This is a genomic window from Sulfuriflexus sp. (assembly GCF_032250955.1).
In the GTDB taxonomy this organism is placed as follows: Bacteria; Pseudomonadota; Gammaproteobacteria; order AKS1; family AKS1; genus Sulfuriflexus.
In genome coordinates this window covers 1-20,620 of record NZ_JAVVES010000031.1, presented here as the reverse complement: position 1 = coordinate 20,620, position 20,620 = coordinate 1, and the positions used below count along the sequence as shown (strand labels likewise).

Here is a 20,620-nt window from a genome sequence, read left to right as displayed (position 1 = left end):
TTTTAGTATAATGGCTTTTTTCATCACGTGTTAAGTATATAGAAAACCATGTCCCTGCTCGCTTTTGGCATCAATCACCAGACGGCCCCGGTCGCTATCCGCGAACGTGTCGCGTTTACGCCTGACTCGCTCCTGCCCGCCTTGCAGGACCTGATCGAGCGCACCGCGGTCAATGAAGCCGCGATCCTCTCGACCTGCAACCGTACCGAGGTCTATTGTGGCCTGGAGGCCGACAATATAGAGGTAGTCCTCAATTGGCTCCAGGAGTTCCATCGTCTCGAGCGCCGCGAGCTCGAACCCTATATTTACCAACACCCCGACCAGCATGCTGTGCGTCACATGCTGCGCGTCGCCAGCGGCCTGGACTCGATGGTCCTCGGCGAGCCCCAGATCCTCGGCCAGATGAAAGATGCCTACCAGTTGGCCAGCGAAGCCGGCACCATCGGCAAGATGCTGTCGAAGCTGTTCCAGCATACCTTCTCGGTGGCCAAACAAATCCGTACCGATACTGCCATCGGTCACAGCCCGGTCTCGGTCGCCTTTGCCGCAGTCTCGCTGGCGAAGCAGATCTTCGGTGACCTGGGCAAGAATACCGTCTTGCTGATCGGCGCGGGCGAGACTATCGAACTGGCCGCCCGTCACCTGAAGGAAAGCGGCATCGGCCGTATTATCATCGCCAACCGTACCGTTGAACGAGCCCATGCCCTGGCCACTGAACTGGATGGCTATGCCATCTCCCTGGCCGAAATGCCCAGGCATCTGGCCGAGGCCGATATTGTCATCTCCTCGACGGCGAGCACCCTGCCCATCCTCGGCAAGGGAAGTGTCGAGAGCGCGCTCAAGCACCGCAAGCACAAGCCCATGTTCATGGTCGATATCGCCGTGCCCCGCGACATCGAGCCCGAAGTCGATGAACTCGATGATGTGTACCTCTACAGTGTCGATGACCTGCAGGAGATCATCGAGGAAAACCTGAAGTCACGTCAGGATGCAGCCCACCAGGCCGAAGAGATCATTGACACCCAGGTCACCCATTTTATGGGCTGGGTGCGCTCACTTGAATCCATCTCCACCATCCGCGCCTTCCGCGAACAGGCCGAACGCCTGCGTGATGAGACCCTGGCCCGCGCTCTCGGCCAGCTCGAGCGCGGCGAAAACCCCGAACAGGTCATGCAGGAACTGGCACGCCTGCTGACCAACAAGCTCACTCATACCCCAAGCGTCCAGATTCGCCAGGCCAGTTGCGAGGGCCGCATGGAAGTACTGGATGTGGTGCGCGAACTGTTCGACCTCGGCAACGAGCCTTAGCCTCGCTCAACGCTACCCCGTCTGCCGGAGTGGCAGACCTTCTCGCATGCAACGCAACCCCGGACAGACATTGTGAAAGATTCCATTCGTAACAAACTCGATAATCTCAGCGAGCGCCTTGAAGAAATCAACGCGCTGCTCGCCGATCCCGATATCATCAATGACAATGACCGCTTCCGGGATCTGTCCAGGGAATATGCCCAGCTGAACCCGATCGTCAGCGGTTACCAGAGGTACCGCCAGGCACTTGAGGATATCGAGTCCGCCACGTCCATACTTGAAGAAGAGGATGCCGAAATGCGGGCCATGGCCGAAGAGGAGCTTGCCGAAGCCAGACAGCGCCGCGAAAGCCTGGAGACCGATCTGCAGGTCCTGTTATTACCCACCGACCCGCACGACGAGAGTGATGTCTTTCTCGAAATCCGTGCCGGGGCCGGCGGTGACGAGGCAGCCATCTTTGCCGGTAACCTGTTCCGCATGTACAGCCGCTACGCCGAGCGCGTCGGCTGGCAGATAGAAATCATCAGCGAACACGAAGGCGAACACGGTGGCTACAAGGAAATCGTGCTGCGGGTAACAGGCAAGGAAGTGTACTCGTGGCTCAAGTTCGAGTCCGGTGGCCATCGCGTGCAGCGTGTGCCGGAAACCGAGTCACAGGGCCGTATTCACACCTCGGCCTGTACCGTGGCGGTCATACCCGAGCTCGCTGAGGTTGAGCAGATTGAGATCAACCCGGCAGACCTGAAGGTTGATACCTTCCGCGCCTCTGGTGCCGGTGGCCAGCACGTCAACAAGACCGACTCGGCAATCCGTCTCACCCACCTGCCGACCGGTACCGTAGTCGAGTGTCAGGACGAGCGTTCGCAACACAAGAACCGTGCCCGTGCCATGTCGCTGTTACAGGCCCGCCTGTACAACGTCGAAAAAGACAAGCAGCAAAGCGAACAGGCCGAACAACGCCGTAACCTCATCGGTAGCGGCGACCGTTCCGAGCGCATCCGCACCTACAACTTTCCGCAGGGGCGGCTCACCGATCACCGCATCAACCTGACTCTTTATAAACTTGATGACATCATGGAAGGCGATCTGAACCAGGTTATCGAACCGCTGCGTCACGAATACCAGGCTGACCTGCTCGCCGCCATGGGCGACTAACGGAGTCTGTTATGGCCCGTATCGACACGCTACTTGAGGACGCCAGCCGGCAATTCAGCGCTTCGGACACTCCGCGTCTCGATGCCGAGGTCCTGCTCGCCCATGCCCTGCATAAGGCCCGCAGTTACCTGCGTGCCTTCGCCGAGGACGAGGTCGAGGACACGACGACCCAGACCTTCTCCCTGCTCGTCGCCCGCCGCGCCGCCGGCGAGCCCGTCGCCCACCTGACCGGTGAACGTGAATTCTGGTCCCTGCCCCTGCAGGTCAGCGCGGCGACCCTGATCCCGCGCCCCGATACCGAGCTGCTGGTCGAACAGGCCCTCGACCGGATCCCGGCCGCCGCCGACTGGCGCATTGCCGATCTCGGCACCGGCAGTGGCGCGATTGCGCTGGCCATCGCCAGTGAGCGACCACGCTGTCAGCTCGTGGCCTGTGATATCTCCACCGCGGCCCTGGGCGTGGCCCGGGCCAACGCGCAACGGCTCGGCCTCAAGAATATCGAGTATCGCCACAGTGACTGGTGCAGCGCCCTGGCCGACGCGGAGCAATTCGACCTCATCGTCAGTAACCCGCCGTATATCCGTGCCACAGACCCCCACCTCGAGCAGGGCGATGTGCGTTTCGAGTCACGCCTGGCGCTGGTCGCCGGGACAGATGGCCTCGATGCTATTCGCCTGATCCTCAAGCAGGCCAGACAGCACCTGGTCAGCGGCGGCGGTCTGCTCATCGAACATGGCTACGATCAGGGAGAGGACGTACGTAAGCTGTTTACCGCGAGCGGCTACGCGGACGTAAAAACCCTGCAAGATAGCGGCCAGAATGACCGCCTGAGCCTCGCCCGCCGCGCCTGAAAACCGCTGAAAATCACTTGCATATTTACCCCATCGTTCTAGTATCGGGGCATGGATAGTGAGCACCGAACCTGCATCAAGCACCGCGAGATTCACTTTTGCAGCCTGCATGCCAGGGGCCGGGCACCCGCGCATGCGGCCATGTTATTACTCGCGGATGTCGAAGGCATCATTGGCCTGCGGCCGGTTTCCGCGACCTGCTTGCGAGTCAGTTATGACCTGCGCAACCTGTCTTTGCAGATCACCGAAAATGCGCTCATCGAGGTCGGTTTTCACCTTGATAACAGCCTCTTCAACAAACTCCGCCGTTCACTTTATTACTATACCGAAGAAACCCAATGCGAAAACATGGGGCATGTCCACGACAGCAAGCAGACCCGGGATATATTTATTGAACGCTACCAGCGCCTGCCCCACGGTTGCCGTGACGACCGTCCCGATCACTGGCGAAAATACCTCTGAGCCTGTACGCCCTAATGGATGGCAAGCGTTTATCAAGGCTGAAGCTTTTATGTTCCTGGTTGGGAACGCAGAGGACGCAAAGCCGCAAAGAGCGCAAAGGGATTTCTATAATGAAGCCCTTAATCTTATCTCCGCGCCCTTTGCGGCTTTGCGAGCTTTGCGTTACTTACCCGGAATTATCGATTTCTCATACAGATACCTCAAACTCGGAGTCGTGTGGGGACTGGCCTTCGCCAGTATGACGCGGTACTTTAGTCTTTCCTTTGCGTGACTTCGCGTACTTTGCGGTAAAGAATGTTATGAATGATGATGAACTCCTGCGCTATAGCCGCCAGATCATGCTGCCGCAGATCGGTATCGAGGGACAGCAACGGCTTGCCGATTCACATGCCCTGATCCTCGGTCTCGGTGGACTCGGTTCGCCACTGGCCATGTACCTCGCGGCGGCCGGCGTCGGCACACTCACCCTGATCGACTTTGATGAAGTCGACCTCTCCAACCTGCAACGCCAGATCCTGCACACTACCGCGGATATCGGCCGCGCCAAGACCGACTCGGCCCGCTCACGACTGCAGGCCATCAACCCGTTAGTCGAGATCCATACTATCAATGCCCGCCTCAACGCCGATGAATTGCGGGCACAAATCACCGCCGTCGACGTGGTCCTCGATGGCAGTGACAACTTTGCCACCCGTTTCATGGTCAATCGCGCCTGCCTGGCCGCGCGCAAGCCACTGGTTTCTGCCGCGGCAATACGCATGGAAGGCCAGCTGGGTGTGTTCCGCTGTGATGATCCTGCGGCGCCCTGCTATCAGTGCCTGTATCAGGACACGGGCGAGGAGAATACCGGTTGCGCGGAAAATGGTGTGCTCGCGCCGCTCGTCGGCGTCCTCGGCAGCCTGCAGGCCCTCGAGGCGATCAAGGTGCTTCTTGATCTCGGCGAGACCCTCGCCGGCAAACTCCAGGTCTTTGACGCCATGCGCATGGAGTGGCGCACCATGAATCTGTCCAAAGACCCGGATTGCCCCGCCTGCAAGCAAATCTGAACTACCTTCCGCCTTTTCCTCGAAAAACCCGGATACTTCACTATACTTAAATGGAACAACCCCCTGTGCGACCATCGCCGGGTATTGCGGGGAACCTTAATGTATTCAAGCAACTGGATATTAACTTCACGGTATTTCTGTCGGGCATTTATGTGAGGTGGGACTAATTAATGTTTTTTTGTAGCCAAAATTGTGCCCAGGTACGCCTGGCAGGTCTTTTCTGTGGCTTGTTACTGCTTTCCTTTCACGCAAATAGTCAGGAACTCGATAATACTGTCATCACCGGTGCTGGTGCGCATTTCTCCTGGGTGCTCTTTGATGCCCTGAAACCGGCTCTCGAAGAGCATGCCGGTCGGCCGCTCAAGCTGTTTGGCGAGGAATCCATGCTCGGCGCGGGCTGCAATGCCGGCATCAAATCCGCCCGCCAGGATCAAAGCCGGAATGAGAGCTTTGGCTTTGTTTGCTGTCCGTTAAGCGACAAGGAAATAGAAAAAGAGCAATTGCGTGTTTTTCCGCTCGCGCTTGAACCGATCCTCATTCTCACCCATAAGAACAATCCGATCAGCAATCTCAGTGCTCAGCAGGCACGCGATATATTCAGTGGCCGGGTCCATAACTGGCGGGAACTCGGTGGTCCGGATCAGAATATCGTCGTGGTTACGCGTCTACATTGTAAGCAGCGCCCCGGCCACTGGAAAACCATTCTCCCCGAAGCCAAGGCCTTCCGGCAACAACGTGTAAACGTAAAAAGCGCCGCGGATATGGTCGACCGGGTAACCGACTTTCCGGGGGCCATTGGCCATACCGGTTCAGCCTGGACATTTTCACCTGCCTCCAGGGTTAAGGCATTGAGCATCGACAACCATGCACCTACGGCAGCAAACCTGGAAAAAGGCCTGTACCCGTTCTACCGGCAGCTCTCGGCTGTCACCAGCAAGAATGCCTCACCGGAACTGCTCAGCCTGATGACCTATGCCCAGGAATTACTGGCTGGCCATCCGGTTGCCGAAGAGTATCAATTGCTACCACTGGCGAAGGGACTTAGCCAGTAATCCGCATGCGCCTGCTGCCAACATATCGCACCCGGCTGGTTCTGTTCGTCCTCCTGCTGGTGGCCTTTCTCAGCATAACCCTGCTGCTTTCCTTCCAGCACTCGCGGGACATCATGATTGATGAGGCTGTCAACCACCTCGGGCGAACATCCCGTTTGCTCGATACCGCCCTGGTTACGGAGCGTAAGGAACTGGAGCGCTATGCGGAAATCGTGCGCAAGGAATTACGCATCAAGGAATACATGTACGTGGTGGTTGAAATCGGCACCGACACCGCACCGCTAAACGAACGTCACGCTGAGCAATTCAGCTGGTTACCCGTTGACAGCAGTATGATCGTCTCGCACAAGGGCGAGGTACTGAGTGGCGAGGGGCCAGCGGAATTATTGCACTTGCTGCAACAGGACAGGCCGCCGGAACGTACAGCCGCCCAATATATCCAGACCAGCCGGGGTATCGAGTTGGTGACCTCGGCCCCGATCCATTACCAGAACCGCTTGCTCGGCCATATTGTTATCTCACGCATCTATAACCTGTCCAAGCTGCACTTGCTGGAGAAACAAAGCAATGGTCGTATTTTTCTGACCCGGGGCAACAACATCATTCTCAGTACCCTGCCGGATGCAGTGGGCATGCAGGCTACCCCGGCAAATAACCGCCTGCAGATAGGGGCAGATATTTACATGCTGCAGAATATCAGCGTGCCACATAATAATGATCACGAAATCGGCTTTTACTTCGGGATCTCTGAGCTGGAGTTATTAAACAATATCGATGAGTACAGCCGTCTTACCCTGTTTACCGTCGCCTTTGGCGTGTTTGTCATCCTTCTGCTCGGCCTGCTTTTTCTACGCGACTTTAACCGTCCCATGAAAAAGCTGCTGGATATTACGGCCAGGATATCGAATGGCGAACTCCCCCGGCTATATAAAGTCACACCGCGTAATGAAATGGACATGCTCTTCAACCAGTTCACCGAGATGTTGCAAGCTCTGAGAGACAAACAACGTGTCATTGATGAGACACAAGCCAAACTCGAGGCATTGGCCATTACCGATACCTTGACCAGTCTCTACAACCGCCGTTACCTGCTGGATATCTTTCCCAAGCTACAGGCGCAGGCGAAACGCGATCACAGCACGCTCTCCGTCATCATGATTGACCTCGATCACTTCAAGCGCATTAATGACAAGTACGGCCATCTGGCCGGCGATCAGTGCCTGATGGAATTCGCCGCCGCAATGCGTAATCAGTCACGGCAGAATGATTACCTGTTCAGAATGGGGGGAGAAGAATTCCTGATCCTCACCCTTGGTGAAGGGCGGCAAGGTATGCTCGCGCTGGCGGAAAAGATCCGGCTCGCCATTGAAAAGGTCTTTGTTTATTACGAAGGGGAGCGTATCCATATGACCATCAGCTGCGGTATCGCTACGCTCAATCCCGAAGACGATCACCGGGGCGCACTCAATATGCTGCTCAAACGGGCCGATAATGCACTTTATGAAGCCAAGCAGAACGGCCGTAACCAGAGTGTCCTGCTGGCCGACGAAGAGCCGGCCGACCGCCTCAAAAGCGTCGACTAGCCGCCGAGCTTTTTCTTCAGCAATTCATTAACCTGCGCCGGATTTGCCTTGCCCTGCATGACCTTCATGACCTGGCCGACGAAAAAGCCGAAGACCTTGTCCTTGCCGGCACGGTACTGCTCCACCTGCTGCGGGTTACTGGCGATGATCTCGTCGACGACCTTTTCGATGGCGCCGTTGTCCGTCACCTGCTTCAACCCCTTGCGCTCGATGATGCTGTCGGCATCGCCTTCGCCGGCCCACATCGCCTCGAAAACCTGCTTGGCTATCTTGCCGGAGATGGTCTTGTCGCTTATCCGCCGGACCAGGCCACCAAGCTGCACGGCACTGACCGGACTTTCCGCCAGCTCCAGCGAAGCCTTGTTCAAGGCGCCGGCCAGGTCAACCATGACCCAGTTGGCACAGGTTTTTGCCTCACCACCAACGGCCTTGACTACCGCCTCGTAGAAATCCGCCAGTTCACGGTTCGCCGTCAGGGCTTCGGCATCGTAGTCGGATAACCCATACTCGCTGACAAAACGTTGCTGTTTGGCAACTGGCAATTCCGGCAAGGTTTCTCGTATGGCATCAATGGTCTCTTCAGCAATGATCACCGGCAACAGGTCCGGGTCCGGGAAGTAGCGGTAATCATTTGCCTCTTCCTTGGAACGCATCGAGCGGGTCTCGTTGTTGTCGGCATCATAGAGGCGGGTTTCCTGCACCACCTTGCCGCCGTCCTCGATGAGTTCGATCTGGCGCTCGACCTCGATATTGATCGCCCGCTCCACGAAGCGGAACGAATTGATGTTCTTCAACTCGGTACGCGTGCCGTATTCGGCCTGGCCCGTCGGCCGTACCGAGACATTGGCATCGCAACGGAAGGAGCCCTCGGCCATATTGCCGTCACAGATACCAAGGTAGGTCACCAGCGAGTGGATCTTCTTCAGATAGGCGACGGCCTCTTTTGCCGAGCGCATGTCCGGTTCGGACACAATCTCCAGCAAAGGCGTACCGGCACGGTTCAGGTCGATACCCGTCATACCGTGAAAATCCTCATGCAGGGACTTGCCCGCGTCTTCCTCGAGGTGGGCGCGGGTGATACCGATCGTCTTCACCGTGCCGTCCTCAAGGCGGATGTCCAGCTCGCCCCTGCCCACCACGGGCAGATCCATCTGGCTGATCTGGTAGCCCTTCGGCAGGTCCGGGTAGAAATAATTCTTGCGCGCAAAGACATTCTTGCGGCCGATTTCAGCATTGGTGGCCAGCGCAAACTTTACCGCCATGCGCACCGCCTCCTCATTCAGCACCGGCAATACCCCCGGCAGGCCGAGGTCCACGGCACAGGCCTGGGTATTCGGCGCGGCGCCATAGGCGGTCGAGGCACCGGAAAAGATCTTGCTCCTGGTGGCCAGCTGGGTATGAATTTCCAACCCGATAACAACTTCCCAATCCATTTCTTTATACCTCTTGCAACGCCAGGACGTCGGACATGCAAAAACTGCAGGGGTTATTTGCTAAATACCTTGCGTTCTCTGCGCCTTGCCCTGAACTTTCCGGAAGAAAGTCAGGGTTGCCCCGACCTGTACAGGTGGGGTACTCACAATGAACCTCGAAGAGGTTCTGTGAGACAACGTAATGAACCACGAAGTGGTTCTTTGGTCTGCGTCTTTGCGTTGGGCTTTTCAATTTCATCAATAACAACTTGTTATTTAAATGCTTCCGGCGCGCGGCTATGCCAGTCGGTTGCCTGCTGGAAGCGATGCGCCACATTCAGGAGCCGCGCCTCATCGAAATAATTACCGATCATTTGCAGCCCGACGGGCAGGTCCCTGGCGAAACCGGCGGGTATCGACATGCCCGGCAGACCGGCCAGGTTACAGGCGATGGTGTAGATGTCCGACAGGTACATGGTAATGGGGTCATCGGCCTTTTCGCCGATACCAAAGGCCACATCCGGCGAGGTCGGACCCATAATCACATCGACCTTGTCAAAGGCCTGCCTGAAATCATCACTGATCAGTTGGCGGATGCGCTGCGCCTTCAGATAATAGGCGTCATAATAACCGGCAGACAGCGCATAGGTGCCGATCATGATGCGGCGCTTGACCTCGGCCCCGAAGCCTTCGCCCCGTGAACGCTTGTACATGTCTTCCAGGTCAACCGGCTTGTCGCAGCGGTAGCCAAAACGCGCGCCATCAAAGCGTGACAGGTTCGAGGAACACTCCGCCGGGGCCACCACATAGTAGGTCGGTACCGCCAGGTGGGTGTTTGGCAGGCTGATCGCCTGTACCGTGGCACCGAGGCCCTCGAATTCCTTGATGGCGGCCTCGACCTGCCTGCCCACCTCGGCATCCAGACCCTCGCCGAAATACTCTTTGGGCAGGCCAATCTTCAGGCCCTCGATGGAATCATTCAGGCTGGCGCTGTAATCCGGCACGTCACGCTCGACACTGGTCGAATCGCGCGTATCAAAACCCGCCATGGTATTGAGCATAATCGCCGCATCCTCCGCGGTACGCGTCATCGGCCCGGCCTGATCGAGGCTCGAGGCAAAGGCGATCATGCCGTAGCGGGAGACGCGGCCATAGGTGGGCTTCAGGCCGGTAATGCCACACAGCGCCGCCGGCTGGCGTATCGACCCGCCGGTATCCGTGCCCGTCGCCGCCGGGGCCAGGCGCGCGGCGATACAGGCCGCCGCGCCGCCGGAGGAGCCGCCGGGCACGGTATCGGTATTCCAGGGGTTATGCACCGGGCCATAAAAACTGGTCTCGTTCGACGAGCCCATGGCGAATTCATCCATATTGGTCTTGCCGAGCAGAACGGCACCATCGGCATTGAAACGCTCGACAGTGGTCGCATTATAGGGCGCAACGAAGTTATCCAGCATGCGTGAGCCACAGGTCGTCTTCACTCCCTCCGTACAGAAAATGTCCTTTTGCGCAATCGGGATGCCAGTCAGGGGCATCACCTCGCCAGTGGCAAAACGGGCATCGGCAGCGCGGGCCATCGCCAGCGCCTGCTCCTCGGCGACAGTGATGTAACTGTTTATTTTCGGGTCAAGTAACTGAATACGCTCGAGATAGGCGCGGGTCAACTCCTCGCTGGAAAACTCCCCGGCGCGCAAGGCGGCGGCTAATTCACTAATGGTCTTGGTATGCATGCGGTTTCAATTAGTTGATTGGGGCTCTATAAAAGGTATGGGTGGGCGTTGATCTTGCCTGACCTACTCGACAACCCTGGGAACCAGAAACAGGCCATTTTCAACACTCGGCGCGTTCTGCTGGAAGCGGTCACGCTGGTCCGTCTCGGTCACGACGTCCGGGCGCAAGCGCTGGGGCATGTTCAGGGGATGGGCCATAGGGGTGACCGAGTCGGTATCGACAGCCTCCATCTGGCCGACCAGGTCGAGGATATTCGACAAATCACTCGCATAATCCGCAATATCCTCTTCACTAATGGCCAGCATGGCCAGGTGGGCTATCTTTTCGACATCATCGCGACTCAGGGACATATCAACTTTGCTCTCTCGACCCATACGGGAATTTAATTTATGGCTGGCTCAGGATGCGAAACTTATCACAATTACTGTCTTGCCCAAAACCCTGCGCGTTGATAGAGTAGCGCAATAATTCAGCAGTATGCCAGTACAAACGGGACAAATAACAGCATGTTAAACTCTTTACGCGGTCTTTTCTCTACCGACCTTTCTATTGACCTGGGTACTGCCAACACCCTCATCTATGCGCGCGGCCAGGGCATTGTTCTTAATGAACCATCGGTAGTTGCCATTCGCCAGGACCGTGGCAGCAGTGGCTCAAAAAGTATCGCCGCCGTTGGTGCCGAAGCGAAAATGATGCTCGGGCGAACCCCGGGTAACATCACCGCCATTCGTCCACTCAAGGACGGCGTGATTGCCGACTTCAACGTCACTGAAAAAATGTTGCAGTCTTTCATACACAAGGTTCATGAAACAAAATTCTTCCGCCCGAGTCCGCGCGTGGTCGTTTGCGTGCCATGTGGCTCCACCCAGGTTGAGCGTCGCGCCATTCGCGAATCCGCACTCGGTGCCGGTGCCCGTGAAGTCTACCTTATCGATGAGCCCATGGCGGCGGCAATCGGTGCCGGCATGCCGGTGGGCGAGGCACAAGGTTCCATGGTGCTTGATATCGGTGGCGGTACCACCGAAGTGGCCGTTATCTCCCTGAACGGTATTGTTTACTCGGCATCCGTACGCATCGGCGGGGATCGTTTCGATGAAGCCATCATCAGTTATGTGCGCCGTAACTACGGCAGTCTCATCGGTGAATCAACTGCCGAAAAGATCAAGCTGAGTATCGGTGCCGCGTTCCCGGCCAACGAGGTCAAGGAGCTCGAAGTCAAGGGCCGTAATCTTGCCGAAGGTGTGCCGCGCAGCTTCACCCTGAACAGTAACGAGATCCTCGAAGCACTGCAGGAACCTCTTTCAGGCATTGTCAGTGCGGTTAAAACCGCGCTCGAACAGACCCCGCCTGAACTGGGCTCCGATGTTGCTGAACGCGGCATGGTATTGACCGGTGGTGGCGCGCTCTTGCGTGACCTTGACAAGCTGCTCTCGGAAGAAACCGGTCTGCCCGTTATCGTCGCCGAGGATCCCTTGACCTGTGTTGCCCGTGGCGGTGGCCGCGTTCTCGAAATGATCGATGAACACAGCATCGATATCTTTGATCTGGAATAACGTGCCGAACAGGAACCAGCTATCAAATCGCTTTTCTCACAAGGCCCATTACTCAGCGCACGTCTGATTCTGTTTGTCATCATTTCGATTGTTATGATGACAATGGACCACCGCTACCAACATCTCGAAAATTTGCGTTCTGACCTTAGTCTTGTTCTGGAACCTTTACGGCAGGTCATTGACCTGCCGTTTGTCCTGGCGGATGGCATTAGCGAAACCTTCGCAACGCGTACGCGTCTTTTATCTGAAAATAAAGAGTTGCGCACCCAGAACCTGTTGCTAAAAGGTCAGCTACAAAAGTTCTCTGCACTTGAGTCAGAGAACATGCGTTTGCGCGCCTTGCTCGACTCTTCTTTCAAGGTTGGCGATAAGGTTTTAATCGCAGAGCTGGTCCGTGTAGACCTCGACCCCTTTACCCGGCAATTTGTTATCAACAAGGGTAGCAATGACAATATCTATATCGGTCAGCCACTACTGGATGCCGATGGCATCATTGGCCAGGTCATTCACGTCAGTCGTTACTCGAGTACAGCCATGTTGATCACCGACCCGAGTCATGCCTTGCCCATCCAGATGAACAGTACCGGTCAGCGGGCTATCGCCGTAGGCACGGGACGCCCCAACGAGCTGGAGCTGCTGCACATGCCGAGTAACACCCGCCTGCGGGAAGGTGAACTGCTGGTCAGCTCCGGGCTTGGCGGACGCTTCCCGGCCGGCTACCCGGTGGCCCGGGTTTCCAGTGTCCGGAATGTACCGGGGCAGGCCTATTTACATGTTATCGCCGAACCGGTGGCAAAGCTGCAGCGCAGCCGTGAAGTGTTGCTGGTCTGGCCTGCTGACAATCCCCTGGATAGAGCTGCGGCACAGACTGCAACGGAAGCAACCGGAAATGAAACCACGCAACCAACCGGCGAGGCGACCCGCTAATGGCCCACGCCCGACATAGTGGCGGGGTGATTATTGTCATGAGCTTTGTGGCAGCCTTGCTCCTTACCATGTTGCCACTGCCGGAAATGCTCAAGGGCCTGCGACCTGAATGGGTCACCCTGGTGCTTATCTACTGGTGCATGGCCTTGCCGTACCGTATCGGCATCGGCTGGGCATGGGTCGCCGGGCTGATGCTGGATGTCAGCACCGGCAGCCTGCTGGGCCAGCACGCACTGGCCCTCGCTATCGTGGCCTTCCTGGCACTCAAGCTGCACCAACGCATCCGCTTATTTCCGCTGATGCAACAAGGTTTTGCTATCCTGGTGCTGGTGGCCATGGCCCAGCTGATCAACCTCTGGATTAATGGCATTATTCATACGCCGCCCACAAGCTGGAGTTACTGGTTGCCCTCGCTGATCAGTGCCGCACTCTGGCCATGGCTGTTTATTGTAATGCGGGGCGTACGCCGTCACTTCCGGGTTCAGTAGTATGTCACGCCACTTGACGATCAAGGACCATGCCCACGAAACGCGGCTGTTTACGCAGCGCGCGGTCATCGCCTTTGTGGTTGTCGTCCTGGTTCTGATCGGGCTGGTCTCACGCCTGGTGTATCTGCAAGTGCTCAATCACGAACACTACGAAACACTTTCCCAGAAGAACCGGGTCAAGATTGTTTCTGTGCCCCCCACCCGCGGGCTCATTTATGACCGCAATGGAATTTTGCTGGCGGAAAACATTCCTTCATTCAGCCTTGAATTGACACCTGAGCAAATCGTCAATATGGAGGATACGCTCTCCGCTTTGCGCAAGATCATTACAATTAATGACGAGGACATTGAACACTTTCAGCGCTTGCTGAAACAGAAACGTCGTTTTGACAGCGTACCACTGCGTTACCGTCTCAATGATGAGGAGGTCGCACGCTTCGCCGTGAATCGTCACCGTTTTCCGGGAGTCGACATACAGGCGCGGCTGATCCGTTATTATCCCCGCGGCAAACTGGGCGTGCATGTAATTGGCTATGTCAGTCGCATTGATGAAAAAGAATTACGCCGGATTGATAATGCGAATTACAGTGCCACCACCCATATCGGTAAACTGGGTGTCGAACGTGCCTATGAAGATATTCTGCACGGACAGGTCGGCTATCTTGAAGCGGAAGTCAATGCCCAGGGCCGCACCCTGCGGGTTCTGAATGAGACTCCCGCCATCCCGGGCAAAAACCTCTACCTGAATATCGATTTCGAAATGCAGGCCCTCGCGGACCACCTGCTCGGCAAGTACCGTGGTTCCGTTGTCGCCATCGTACCGAAAACCGGCGAGGTGATAACACTGCTCAGTAAACCCGGTTACGACCCGAACCCCTTTGTGACCGGTATCGATAACAAGAGCTATCAGACGTTGCGCACCTCGAAAGACAAACCCTTGTTCAACCGCTCATTACTTGGCCAGTATCCCCCCGGTTCCACGATCAAACCTTTTATGGGCCTGGCCGGTCTCGAGGCCGGCCTGGCCAGGCACAGTACCTTCTGCCCCGGCTGGTATGAATTACAGGGAGAAGATCACCGCTATCGTGACTGGAAAAAAACCGGCCACGGCGAAACCGATCTCGACAAGGCTATTGTTGAATCCTGTGACGTTTACTTTTACGAGCTCGCGCATCGTCTCAAGATCGATCGTATGCACAGCTTCATGAGCCGTTTCGGCTTCGGCCAGAAAACCGGTATCGACCTGGTGGGTGAACTCGCCGGGCTTATGCCTTCATCGGAATGGAAACGCCGTGAACGCCAGCAGGTGTGGTACCCGGGCGAAACCCTGATTACCGGCATCGGCCAGGGCTTTACCCTGACGACACCGCTACAATTGGCCAGCGCCGCAGCCACCCTGGCCATGCATGGGCAACGCATGCAGCCCAGTGTCCTGCATGCCCTGCAGGCGGGCAATGATGGTGAGCCTGTCTTGCATCAGGCCAAACGCCTCGAGCCCGTCGTGCTCAAAAATCCGGCCCACTGGCACAGCGTGATTCACTCCATGACCCGTGTCATGCATAGCGCCCGGGGCACGGGTAGAGCCAGCGGGGCCGGGGCAACATACGAGATTGCCGGTAAAACCGGTACCGCCCAGGTATTCGGCATCGCCCAGGACGAAGAGTACGAAGCCGACGAGATTGCCGAGCGCCTGCGCGACCACTCGCTGTTCATCGCCTTCGCCCCCGCCGAAAAACCGGAGATTGCGATTGCCGTCATCGCCGAAAATGCGGGCGGCGGCAGCACCACGGCGGCACCGCTTGCGCGTAAACTGCTGGATTATTACCTGACAGGAAAGGAACAATAATGCTGGAAGGCTATAAATCCAGACATAGCTATGGTTTCAGCATAGCCCGGAGCCTGCATATCGACCTGACCCTGCTGGTCGGCCTGCTCATGCTCGCCGCCCTCGGGCTGGTGATTCTGTATAGCGCCAGCAACCAGGATATGGACATTATCTACCGCCAGCTCACCCGACTCGGCGTGGCCTTCGGCATCATGTTTATCATTGCCCAGATCCCGCCCCAGCAACTCAGGTTCTGGACGCCGTGGTTATTCGGCATTGGCGTATTGTTACTCATCGCCACACTCTCCGGTTTTGGTGTCTCCAGCAAGGGCGCACAGCGCTGGCTGGATCTCGGCGTGGTACGTTTCCAGCCCTCCGAGATCCTCAAGATCACCCTGCCGATGATGCTCGCCTGGTACCTGAATGATGTTGCCCTGCCGCCGCGACTGAAACACATCATGGTCTGCGGCCTGCTTATCATTGTGCCCGCCCTGCTCATTGCCAAACAACCCGATCTCGGTACCGCCATCATGATTGTCGCTTCGGGGATCTTCGTCATGTTGCTATCCGGTATTCGCTGGCGTTTCGTCTTTGCCTCGATATTCACTGCCCTGGCCACCGCACCACTGCTCTGGTATCTCATGCACGATTACCAGCGCCGCCGCGTGCTGACCTTTCTCAACCCCGAAAATGACCCCCTCGGTGCGGGCTGGCACATTGTCCAATCCAAGATTGCCATTGGCTCCGGCGGCACCTATGGCAAGGGCTGGCTGAACGGCACCCAGTCACACCTCGAATTCCTGCCGGAACGGTCAACGGACTTTATCTTTGCCGTGTATGGCGAGGAATTTGGCCTGCTGGGGATTATGCTGCTGCTGATGATGTACCTGTTTATCGTCGCCCGCGGCCTGTATATTGCCAGCCAGGCACAGGATACCTTTGGCCGCCTGCTCGCCGGCAGCATCGCAATCACTTTCTTTTTTGGCATGGTCGTCAATATTGGCATGGTTACCGGCCTGTTGCCGGTGGTCGGCCTGCCGCTGCCGATTGTCAGCTACGGCGGCACCTCCATGGTGACCCTGATGATCGCTTTCGGTATTCTCATGTCAGTGCACACTCATCGAAAATTGTTGTCACAATAACCATGCCTGGAAAACAAGAGAAACCTATGTCATCACGCTACCTGAAAATACTACCCTTCTGCCTGCTCAGCCTGTTTAACCTGCCCGCCCAGGCAGAAGCACTCACTGAGCGCAGCGAAGTAAAAAGCTTCATCCAGCAAATGCATAGTCAGCACGGTTTCGAGATGCAGGAGCTGCAGCAATGGTTTGCCGAAACCCGCCTCAAGGAGTCCATTATCAAGGCGATGTCGCGCCCCGCTGAAAAGAAGGCCTGGAAAGACTATCGCCCCATCTTTCTCACCGAGGCCCGCATTGAAGGCGGCGTCGAGTTCTGGAGCCGCCATGCCGACCTGCTTGCCCGTGCCGAACAGGAATACGGTGTCGATCCGGCGGTTATCGTCGCCATCATCGGCGTCGAGACCCGCTATGGCCAGCATAAGGGCAGCTTTCGTGTCATCGATGCCTTGTCGACACTGGCCTTCGACTATCCACCGAGAAGCAAGTTTTTCCGCAGCGAGCTGGAACATTACCTGCTCATGACCCGCGAAGAACAGGTCGATCCGATGAGCCTGCTCGGCTCCTACGCCGGGGCCATGGGGCAGCCACAGTTTATCTCCAGCAGCTACCGTCATTACGCCGTTGACTTTAACAACGACGGCCGCCGGGATATCTGGAACGATACCGCCGATGCCATCGGCAGTGTTGCCAATTACTTCAGGCGCCATGGCTGGAAACCCGGCGAGCCGGTCACCCGAAGGCTGGATGTGTCAGCCGTCGACGACAAGGCCTTGCTGGAAGAAAATGAACTCAAACCCCGACACAGCCTCGCGAAACTGAAAGCACAGGGTTTCGGAAATATCGCGGCCACACTGAACGACCAGCAACTCGCTGCCGTTATCAACCTCGAAGGGGATGAAGGCCATGAACACTGGCTGGGTCTGGACAACTTCTATACCATTACCCGCTACAATCACAGCGCCCTGTATGCGATGGCTGTTTATCAACTTGCCAATGAAATTCGTACTCGCCATACAGAAGCACAACTGGCGGAAGGACATGGTTAACCCGGCCCGTAAACTCATCGTCATCCTTTGCTGCGCAGGCCTGAGCGCCTGTGGCGGCAGTTATGTTTTCGAAGAACAGGACAGTGCGCCCAGTGAACGTCGCGACCTGTCCAGCGTGCCGGATGCCATACCGCGTGCTGAACCGCGCAGTCGCTACGGTAACCCCGCTTCTTATATGGTGCGCGGCAAGCGTTACCAGGTCATGGACAGCAGCAGCGACTACGCCGAAAAAGGGATTGCCTCATGGTATGGCACCAAGTTTCACGGTCGTCGCACCTCGAGCGGTGAACCCTATGACATGTATGCCATGACCGCGGCACACAAATCCCTGCCGCTGCCAACGTATGTCGAAGTTACTAACCTGAAGAACAATCGCCGCGTAATCGTCAAGGTCAATGACCGTGGACCCTTCCACGAGAACCGGATCATCGATCTTTCTTACGCCGCGGCCTACCGCCTCGGTATCCTTGGCAAGGGCACCGGCTTCGTCGAGGTACGTGCGATCAATCCCGGCGAGCCGGCCGCAGTCAGCCGGGTTGCCAAAACTGCACCCGCGCCGGCAACAGAAAGCCCGGCAGGCAAGATCAACAATATGTACCTGCAGGTCGGCGCCTTTATCAGTCGTGACAATGCCGAACGTCTGCACGCCAGGCTGCTTGAGGCGGCACTCGGTAACACCCGAGTCAGCGAAACGCAGCATAATGGCAATACCGTCTACCGTGTTCGCCTCGGCCCTGTGCCCGATGTCGAGACTGCCGATGAATTAGTCGGCAAACTGGCCGCCCTCGGCATTCACAACAGCCGGGTGGTCACCGACTGACAGGCTCTCCGGCCTGTTCGCCATGGTCGCGGCAAGCGGCTACAATGATGATCTATTCAAGGGTAACCAGACTAATTTTATGACTCGCTTACACAATATTTTTCAAGTAGTGACCGTTTTTCTCCTTCTCTTCAGTTCGGCCCTGGTTAATGCCGCCCCACAGGCCATCCCGGCTGCCACGCAGCTTGCCGCCAGCGGCTATGTGCTGCAGGATTTTCACAGTGGCCGAATCATCGCCGAACTGAACGCTGACAAACAGATGGAACCGGCCAGCCTGACCAAGATGATGACCACCTATGTGGTTGTGCATGAATTGAAGTCCGGCAATATCAAGCTTACCGACAAGGTGACCATCAGCGACAAGGCCTGGCGCATGCCCGGCTCGCGCATGTTTGTCGAAGTCAATACACAGGTCAGCATCGAAGACCTGCTCAAAGGCATTGTTATCCAGTCCGGCAATGATGCCTCGGTGGCGATAGCCGAACACGTCGCCGGCAGCGAGGAAACCTTCGCCTCCCTGATGAACCAGTACGCCGCGCGACTCGGTATGTCAGGCACCCATTTTGTGAACAGCACCGGTTTGCCGCACAAGGAGCATTTCACGACACCGCGCGACCTCGCCAGGCTGGCCAGCGCCCTGATCCGTGACTTCCCCGAGCACTACAAGTGGTACTCGGAAAAGAAATTCACCTATAACAATATCACCCAGTACAACCGTAACAAACTGCTCTGGCGTGACAAGACTGTTGATGGGGTAAAGACCGGCCACACCGAATCGGCCGGTTACTGCCTGGTGGCCTCGTCACTACGTGATGATATGCGCCTGCTATCGGTTGTACTGGGTACCGCTAGCGAACGCGCCCGCGAACAGGAATCAAGAAAACTTTTGAATTACGGTTTCCGGTTTTATCGCACGCACCAACTCTATGCAGCCGGCGCAACACTCAGCGATGCGAAAATCTGGAAAGGCAAACAGGATCAGCTGGCACTCGGCCTGAAGGAAGATCTGTACGTTACCGTGCCACGTGGCACCTATAAAAGACTCAAGCCAAGTATCAGTTATGCCTCGGTTATCGAAGCACCTGTGAACAAACATGCAGTCTTCGGCAGCGTCGATATCAACCTCGACGACAAGGTCATTGCCAGTCGCGAACTGGTTGCCCTGCATGAAATCGAGGAAGGTAGCTGGTGGAAACGTCTTGTTGATAGCTTGCTCATCTTCTTCAAAGACCTGTTTGCCTAGCTTATGGCCATCGTCTACCTGAATGGTGAATACCTGCCGGCAGAAGAAGCCAAAGTATCAGTACTGGATCGTGGCTTTGTCTTTGCCGACGGGGTTTATGAAGTGATCCCGGCCTATGGCGGCCATCTGCTGCGCCTCGAACAGCACCTGCAGCGCCTCGATGACAGCCTTGAGGGTATTCGCCTGGCCAGGCCGCTGGACCATGGCCAGTGGGCCGAAGTGCTGGCCGAACTTATCCGGCGCAACCGCGACAACCAGAATGACCTCTCGATCTATTTGCAGGTTACGCGTGGTGTCGCCAGGCGCGACCACGTCTTTCCCGAGACCATCAAGCAGACCGTATTCGCGATGGCCACGCCGATGGCCCCCGTGCCCGCGGAGCAACTGGAAAATGGTGTCGCCGCCATTACCCACGACGATATCCGCTGGCGCTACTGCCATATCAAGTCCATTGCCCTGCTGCCGAATATCCTTATGCGCCAGGTGGCCCGCGAGGCCGGTGCCGCCGAGGCTATTCTGCACCGGGCCGAGCAGGTAACAGAAGGTGCCGCAAGTAATGTCTTTATCGTGCACGACGGGCATATCCTGACCCCGCGCAAGGACGAGTGCCTGTTACCCGGGGTGACCCGCGACCTCGTGCTGGAAATTGCCGCCGATGCCGGGCTCGACTGCGAGGAAGCCGATATCAGCATGTCGATGCTGCGCGAGGCTACCGAGATCTGGGTGACCAGCTCCACCAGGGAGATCCTGCCGGTGACCCGTCTCGATGGTCTCCCGGTTGGCAACGGTAAACCGGGCCCGGTTTGGCGGGATATGCTGGATCGTTATCAGGTATACAAGGATAAGCTTCGACAGGGTGCTGTTCGGTAAGTGTGCGCTTCGCACACGAAGAGCTTTTAAATTTTTTAGGCTGTTCTTTTCGCGCCACCCCGGCGCGAGTTACTTTCTTTGCTCGTGCAAAGAAAGCTAACCAAAGATGCCC

Annotated in this window: 19 protein-coding genes; 16 read left to right on the top strand and 3 right to left on the bottom strand. The window is 56.8% G+C overall.

Annotation, left to right across the window (positions count from 1 at the left end):
* The first annotated feature begins 48 nt into the window (after window positions 1–48).
* The 7 genes from hemA to RQ738_RS07410 all read left to right on the top strand — a co-directional run bounded on the left by hemA (window position 49) and on the right by RQ738_RS07410 (window position 7,457).
* Entirely contained in the window at window positions 49–1,308 is a 1,260-nt protein-coding gene (gene hemA, locus RQ738_RS07440) for a glutamyl-tRNA reductase (protein ID WP_314163563.1), read from the top strand.
* 72 nt (window positions 1,309–1,380) lie between these two features.
* On the top strand, window positions 1,381–2,463 hold the full coding sequence (gene prfA, locus RQ738_RS07435; RefSeq protein WP_314163555.1) for a peptide chain release factor 1: 1,083 nt from the start codon (window positions 1,381–1,383) through the stop codon (window positions 2,461–2,463).
* An 11-nt stretch (window positions 2,464–2,474) separates the two neighbouring features.
* Window positions 2,475–3,314, top strand: coding sequence for a peptide chain release factor N(5)-glutamine methyltransferase (gene prmC, locus RQ738_RS07430; protein WP_314163550.1), 840 nt, complete (start codon window positions 2,475–2,477; stop codon window positions 3,312–3,314).
* 51 nt (window positions 3,315–3,365) lie between these two features.
* The gene (locus RQ738_RS07425; protein ID WP_314163544.1) at window positions 3,366–3,776 is read left to right on the top strand and encodes a hypothetical protein; all 411 of its coding nucleotides are present in this window, start codon (window positions 3,366–3,368) and stop codon (window positions 3,774–3,776) included.
* Between the two features lie 299 nt (window positions 3,777–4,075).
* On the top strand, window positions 4,076–4,822 hold the full coding sequence (locus RQ738_RS07420; RefSeq protein WP_314163539.1) for a molybdopterin-synthase adenylyltransferase MoeB: 747 nt from the start codon (window positions 4,076–4,078) through the stop codon (window positions 4,820–4,822).
* A 170-nt stretch (window positions 4,823–4,992) separates the two neighbouring features.
* Window positions 4,993–5,874: a substrate-binding domain-containing protein gene (locus tag RQ738_RS07415; protein WP_314163538.1), complete on the top strand. Its 882-nt coding sequence runs from the start codon at window positions 4,993–4,995 to the stop codon at window positions 5,872–5,874.
* Between the two features lie 5 nt (window positions 5,875–5,879).
* Window positions 5,880–7,457 (top strand): diguanylate cyclase, encoded by a 1,578-nt coding sequence (locus tag RQ738_RS07410; RefSeq protein ID WP_314163537.1) that lies wholly within the window; start codon window positions 5,880–5,882, stop codon window positions 7,455–7,457.
* Here RQ738_RS07410 and gatB read toward each other — a convergent pair.
* From gatB to gatC, 3 genes are all read right to left on the bottom strand, one after another.
* Window positions 7,454–8,890 carry an Asp-tRNA(Asn)/Glu-tRNA(Gln) amidotransferase subunit GatB gene (gatB, locus tag RQ738_RS07405; protein WP_314163536.1) on the bottom strand — a complete coding sequence of 479 codons (1,437 nt, stop codon included), beginning with the start codon at window positions 8,888–8,890 and terminating at the stop codon, window positions 7,454–7,456. The genes RQ738_RS07410 and gatB overlap by 4 nt on opposite strands.
* Window positions 8,891–9,141: 251 nt before the next feature.
* Window positions 9,142–10,596, bottom strand: coding sequence for an Asp-tRNA(Asn)/Glu-tRNA(Gln) amidotransferase subunit GatA (gene gatA, locus RQ738_RS07400; RefSeq protein ID WP_314163535.1), 1,455 nt, complete (start codon window positions 10,594–10,596; stop codon window positions 9,142–9,144).
* A gap of 63 nt (window positions 10,597–10,659) precedes the next feature.
* The gene (gatC, locus tag RQ738_RS07395) at window positions 10,660–10,947 is read right to left on the bottom strand and encodes an Asp-tRNA(Asn)/Glu-tRNA(Gln) amidotransferase subunit GatC (protein ID WP_314163534.1); all 288 of its coding nucleotides are present in this window, start codon (window positions 10,945–10,947) and stop codon (window positions 10,660–10,662) included.
* Window positions 10,948–11,103: 156 nt separating this feature from the next.
* On the opposite strand from gatC, the gene RQ738_RS07390 reads away from it, so the two are divergent.
* Genes RQ738_RS07390 through RQ738_RS07350 form a run of 9 tightly spaced genes read left to right on the top strand, consistent with a single transcriptional unit; the run spans window position 11,104 to window position 20,508 of the window.
* Window positions 11,104–12,150 (top strand): rod shape-determining protein, encoded by a 1,047-nt coding sequence (locus RQ738_RS07390; protein WP_314163532.1) that lies wholly within the window; start codon window positions 11,104–11,106, stop codon window positions 12,148–12,150.
* A 21-nt stretch (window positions 12,151–12,171) separates the two neighbouring features.
* Window positions 12,172–13,077, top strand: a complete 906-nt coding sequence (gene mreC, locus RQ738_RS07385) for a rod shape-determining protein MreC (RefSeq protein ID WP_314163609.1) — start codon at window positions 12,172–12,174, stop codon at window positions 13,075–13,077.
* Window positions 13,077–13,565 carry a rod shape-determining protein MreD gene (gene mreD / locus RQ738_RS07380; RefSeq protein ID WP_314163530.1) on the top strand — a complete coding sequence of 163 codons (489 nt, stop codon included), beginning with the start codon at window positions 13,077–13,079 and terminating at the stop codon, window positions 13,563–13,565. The genes mreC and mreD overlap by 1 nt, the downstream gene beginning before the upstream one ends.
* Before the next feature lies 1 nt (window position 13,566).
* A complete protein-coding gene (mrdA, locus tag RQ738_RS07375; protein ID WP_314163526.1) occupies window positions 13,567–15,411 on the top strand; it encodes a penicillin-binding protein 2 in 1,845 nt (614 codons plus the stop codon).
* Complete coding sequence (rodA, locus tag RQ738_RS07370) at window positions 15,411–16,532, top strand: rod shape-determining protein RodA (protein WP_314163523.1); 1,122 nt, start codon at window positions 15,411–15,413, stop codon at window positions 16,530–16,532. Before mrdA ends, rodA begins: the two co-directional genes overlap by 1 nt.
* A 26-nt stretch (window positions 16,533–16,558) precedes the next feature.
* A complete protein-coding gene (gene mltB / locus RQ738_RS07365) occupies window positions 16,559–17,575 on the top strand; it encodes a lytic murein transglycosylase B (protein ID WP_314163516.1) in 1,017 nt (338 codons plus the stop codon).
* Window positions 17,568–18,395, top strand: coding sequence for a septal ring lytic transglycosylase RlpA family protein (locus RQ738_RS07360; RefSeq protein ID WP_314163511.1), 828 nt, complete (start codon window positions 17,568–17,570; stop codon window positions 18,393–18,395). Before mltB ends, RQ738_RS07360 begins: the two co-directional genes overlap by 8 nt.
* 22 nt (window positions 18,396–18,417) lie before the next feature.
* Window positions 18,418–19,638: a D-alanyl-D-alanine carboxypeptidase family protein gene (locus tag RQ738_RS07355; RefSeq protein ID WP_314163510.1), complete on the top strand. Its 1,221-nt coding sequence runs from the start codon at window positions 18,418–18,420 to the stop codon at window positions 19,636–19,638.
* Window positions 19,639–19,641: 3 nt separating this feature from the next.
* Window positions 19,642–20,508: a D-amino acid aminotransferase gene (locus tag RQ738_RS07350; protein ID WP_314163509.1), complete on the top strand. Its 867-nt coding sequence runs from the start codon at window positions 19,642–19,644 to the stop codon at window positions 20,506–20,508.
* Window positions 20,509–20,620: the final 112 nt, after the last annotated feature.

What these genes read in the sequence shown, in the direction of transcription:
- hemA (WP_314163563.1), top strand. Translation starts at nt 49, where the DNA reads ATGTCCCTGCTCGCTTTTGGCATCAATCACCAGACGGCCCCGGTCGCT.
- prmC (WP_314163550.1), top strand. Translation starts at nt 2,475, where the DNA reads ATGGCCCGTATCGACACGCTACTTGAGGACGCCAGCCGGCAATTCAGC.
- RQ738_RS07425 (WP_314163544.1), top strand. Translation starts at nt 3,366, where the DNA reads ATGGATAGTGAGCACCGAACCTGCATCAAGCACCGCGAGATTCACTTT.
- RQ738_RS07420 (WP_314163539.1), top strand. Translation starts at nt 4,076, where the DNA reads ATGAATGATGATGAACTCCTGCGCTATAGCCGCCAGATCATGCTGCCG.
- RQ738_RS07415 (WP_314163538.1), top strand. Translation starts at nt 4,993, where the DNA reads ATGTTTTTTTGTAGCCAAAATTGTGCCCAGGTACGCCTGGCAGGTCTT.
- RQ738_RS07410 (WP_314163537.1), top strand. Translation starts at nt 5,880, where the DNA reads ATGCGCCTGCTGCCAACATATCGCACCCGGCTGGTTCTGTTCGTCCTC.
- gatB (WP_314163536.1), bottom strand. Translation starts at nt 8,890, where the DNA reads ATGGATTGGGAAGTTGTTATCGGGTTGGAAATTCATACCCAGCTGGCC.
- gatA (WP_314163535.1), bottom strand. Translation starts at nt 10,596, where the DNA reads ATGCATACCAAGACCATTAGTGAATTAGCCGCCGCCTTGCGCGCCGGG.
- gatC (WP_314163534.1), bottom strand. Translation starts at nt 10,947, where the DNA reads ATGTCCCTGAGTCGCGATGATGTCGAAAAGATAGCCCACCTGGCCATG.
- RQ738_RS07390 (WP_314163532.1), top strand. Translation starts at nt 11,104, where the DNA reads ATGTTAAACTCTTTACGCGGTCTTTTCTCTACCGACCTTTCTATTGAC.
- mreD (WP_314163530.1), top strand. Translation starts at nt 13,077, where the DNA reads ATGGCCCACGCCCGACATAGTGGCGGGGTGATTATTGTCATGAGCTTT.
- mrdA (WP_314163526.1), top strand. Translation starts at nt 13,567, where the DNA reads ATGTCACGCCACTTGACGATCAAGGACCATGCCCACGAAACGCGGCTG.
- rodA (WP_314163523.1), top strand. Translation starts at nt 15,411, where the DNA reads ATGCTGGAAGGCTATAAATCCAGACATAGCTATGGTTTCAGCATAGCC.
- mltB (WP_314163516.1), top strand. Translation starts at nt 16,559, where the DNA reads ATGTCATCACGCTACCTGAAAATACTACCCTTCTGCCTGCTCAGCCTG.
- RQ738_RS07360 (WP_314163511.1), top strand. Translation starts at nt 17,568, where the DNA reads ATGGTTAACCCGGCCCGTAAACTCATCGTCATCCTTTGCTGCGCAGGC.
- RQ738_RS07355 (WP_314163510.1), top strand. Translation starts at nt 18,418, where the DNA reads ATGGTCGCGGCAAGCGGCTACAATGATGATCTATTCAAGGGTAACCAG.
- RQ738_RS07350 (WP_314163509.1), top strand. Translation starts at nt 19,642, where the DNA reads ATGGCCATCGTCTACCTGAATGGTGAATACCTGCCGGCAGAAGAAGCC.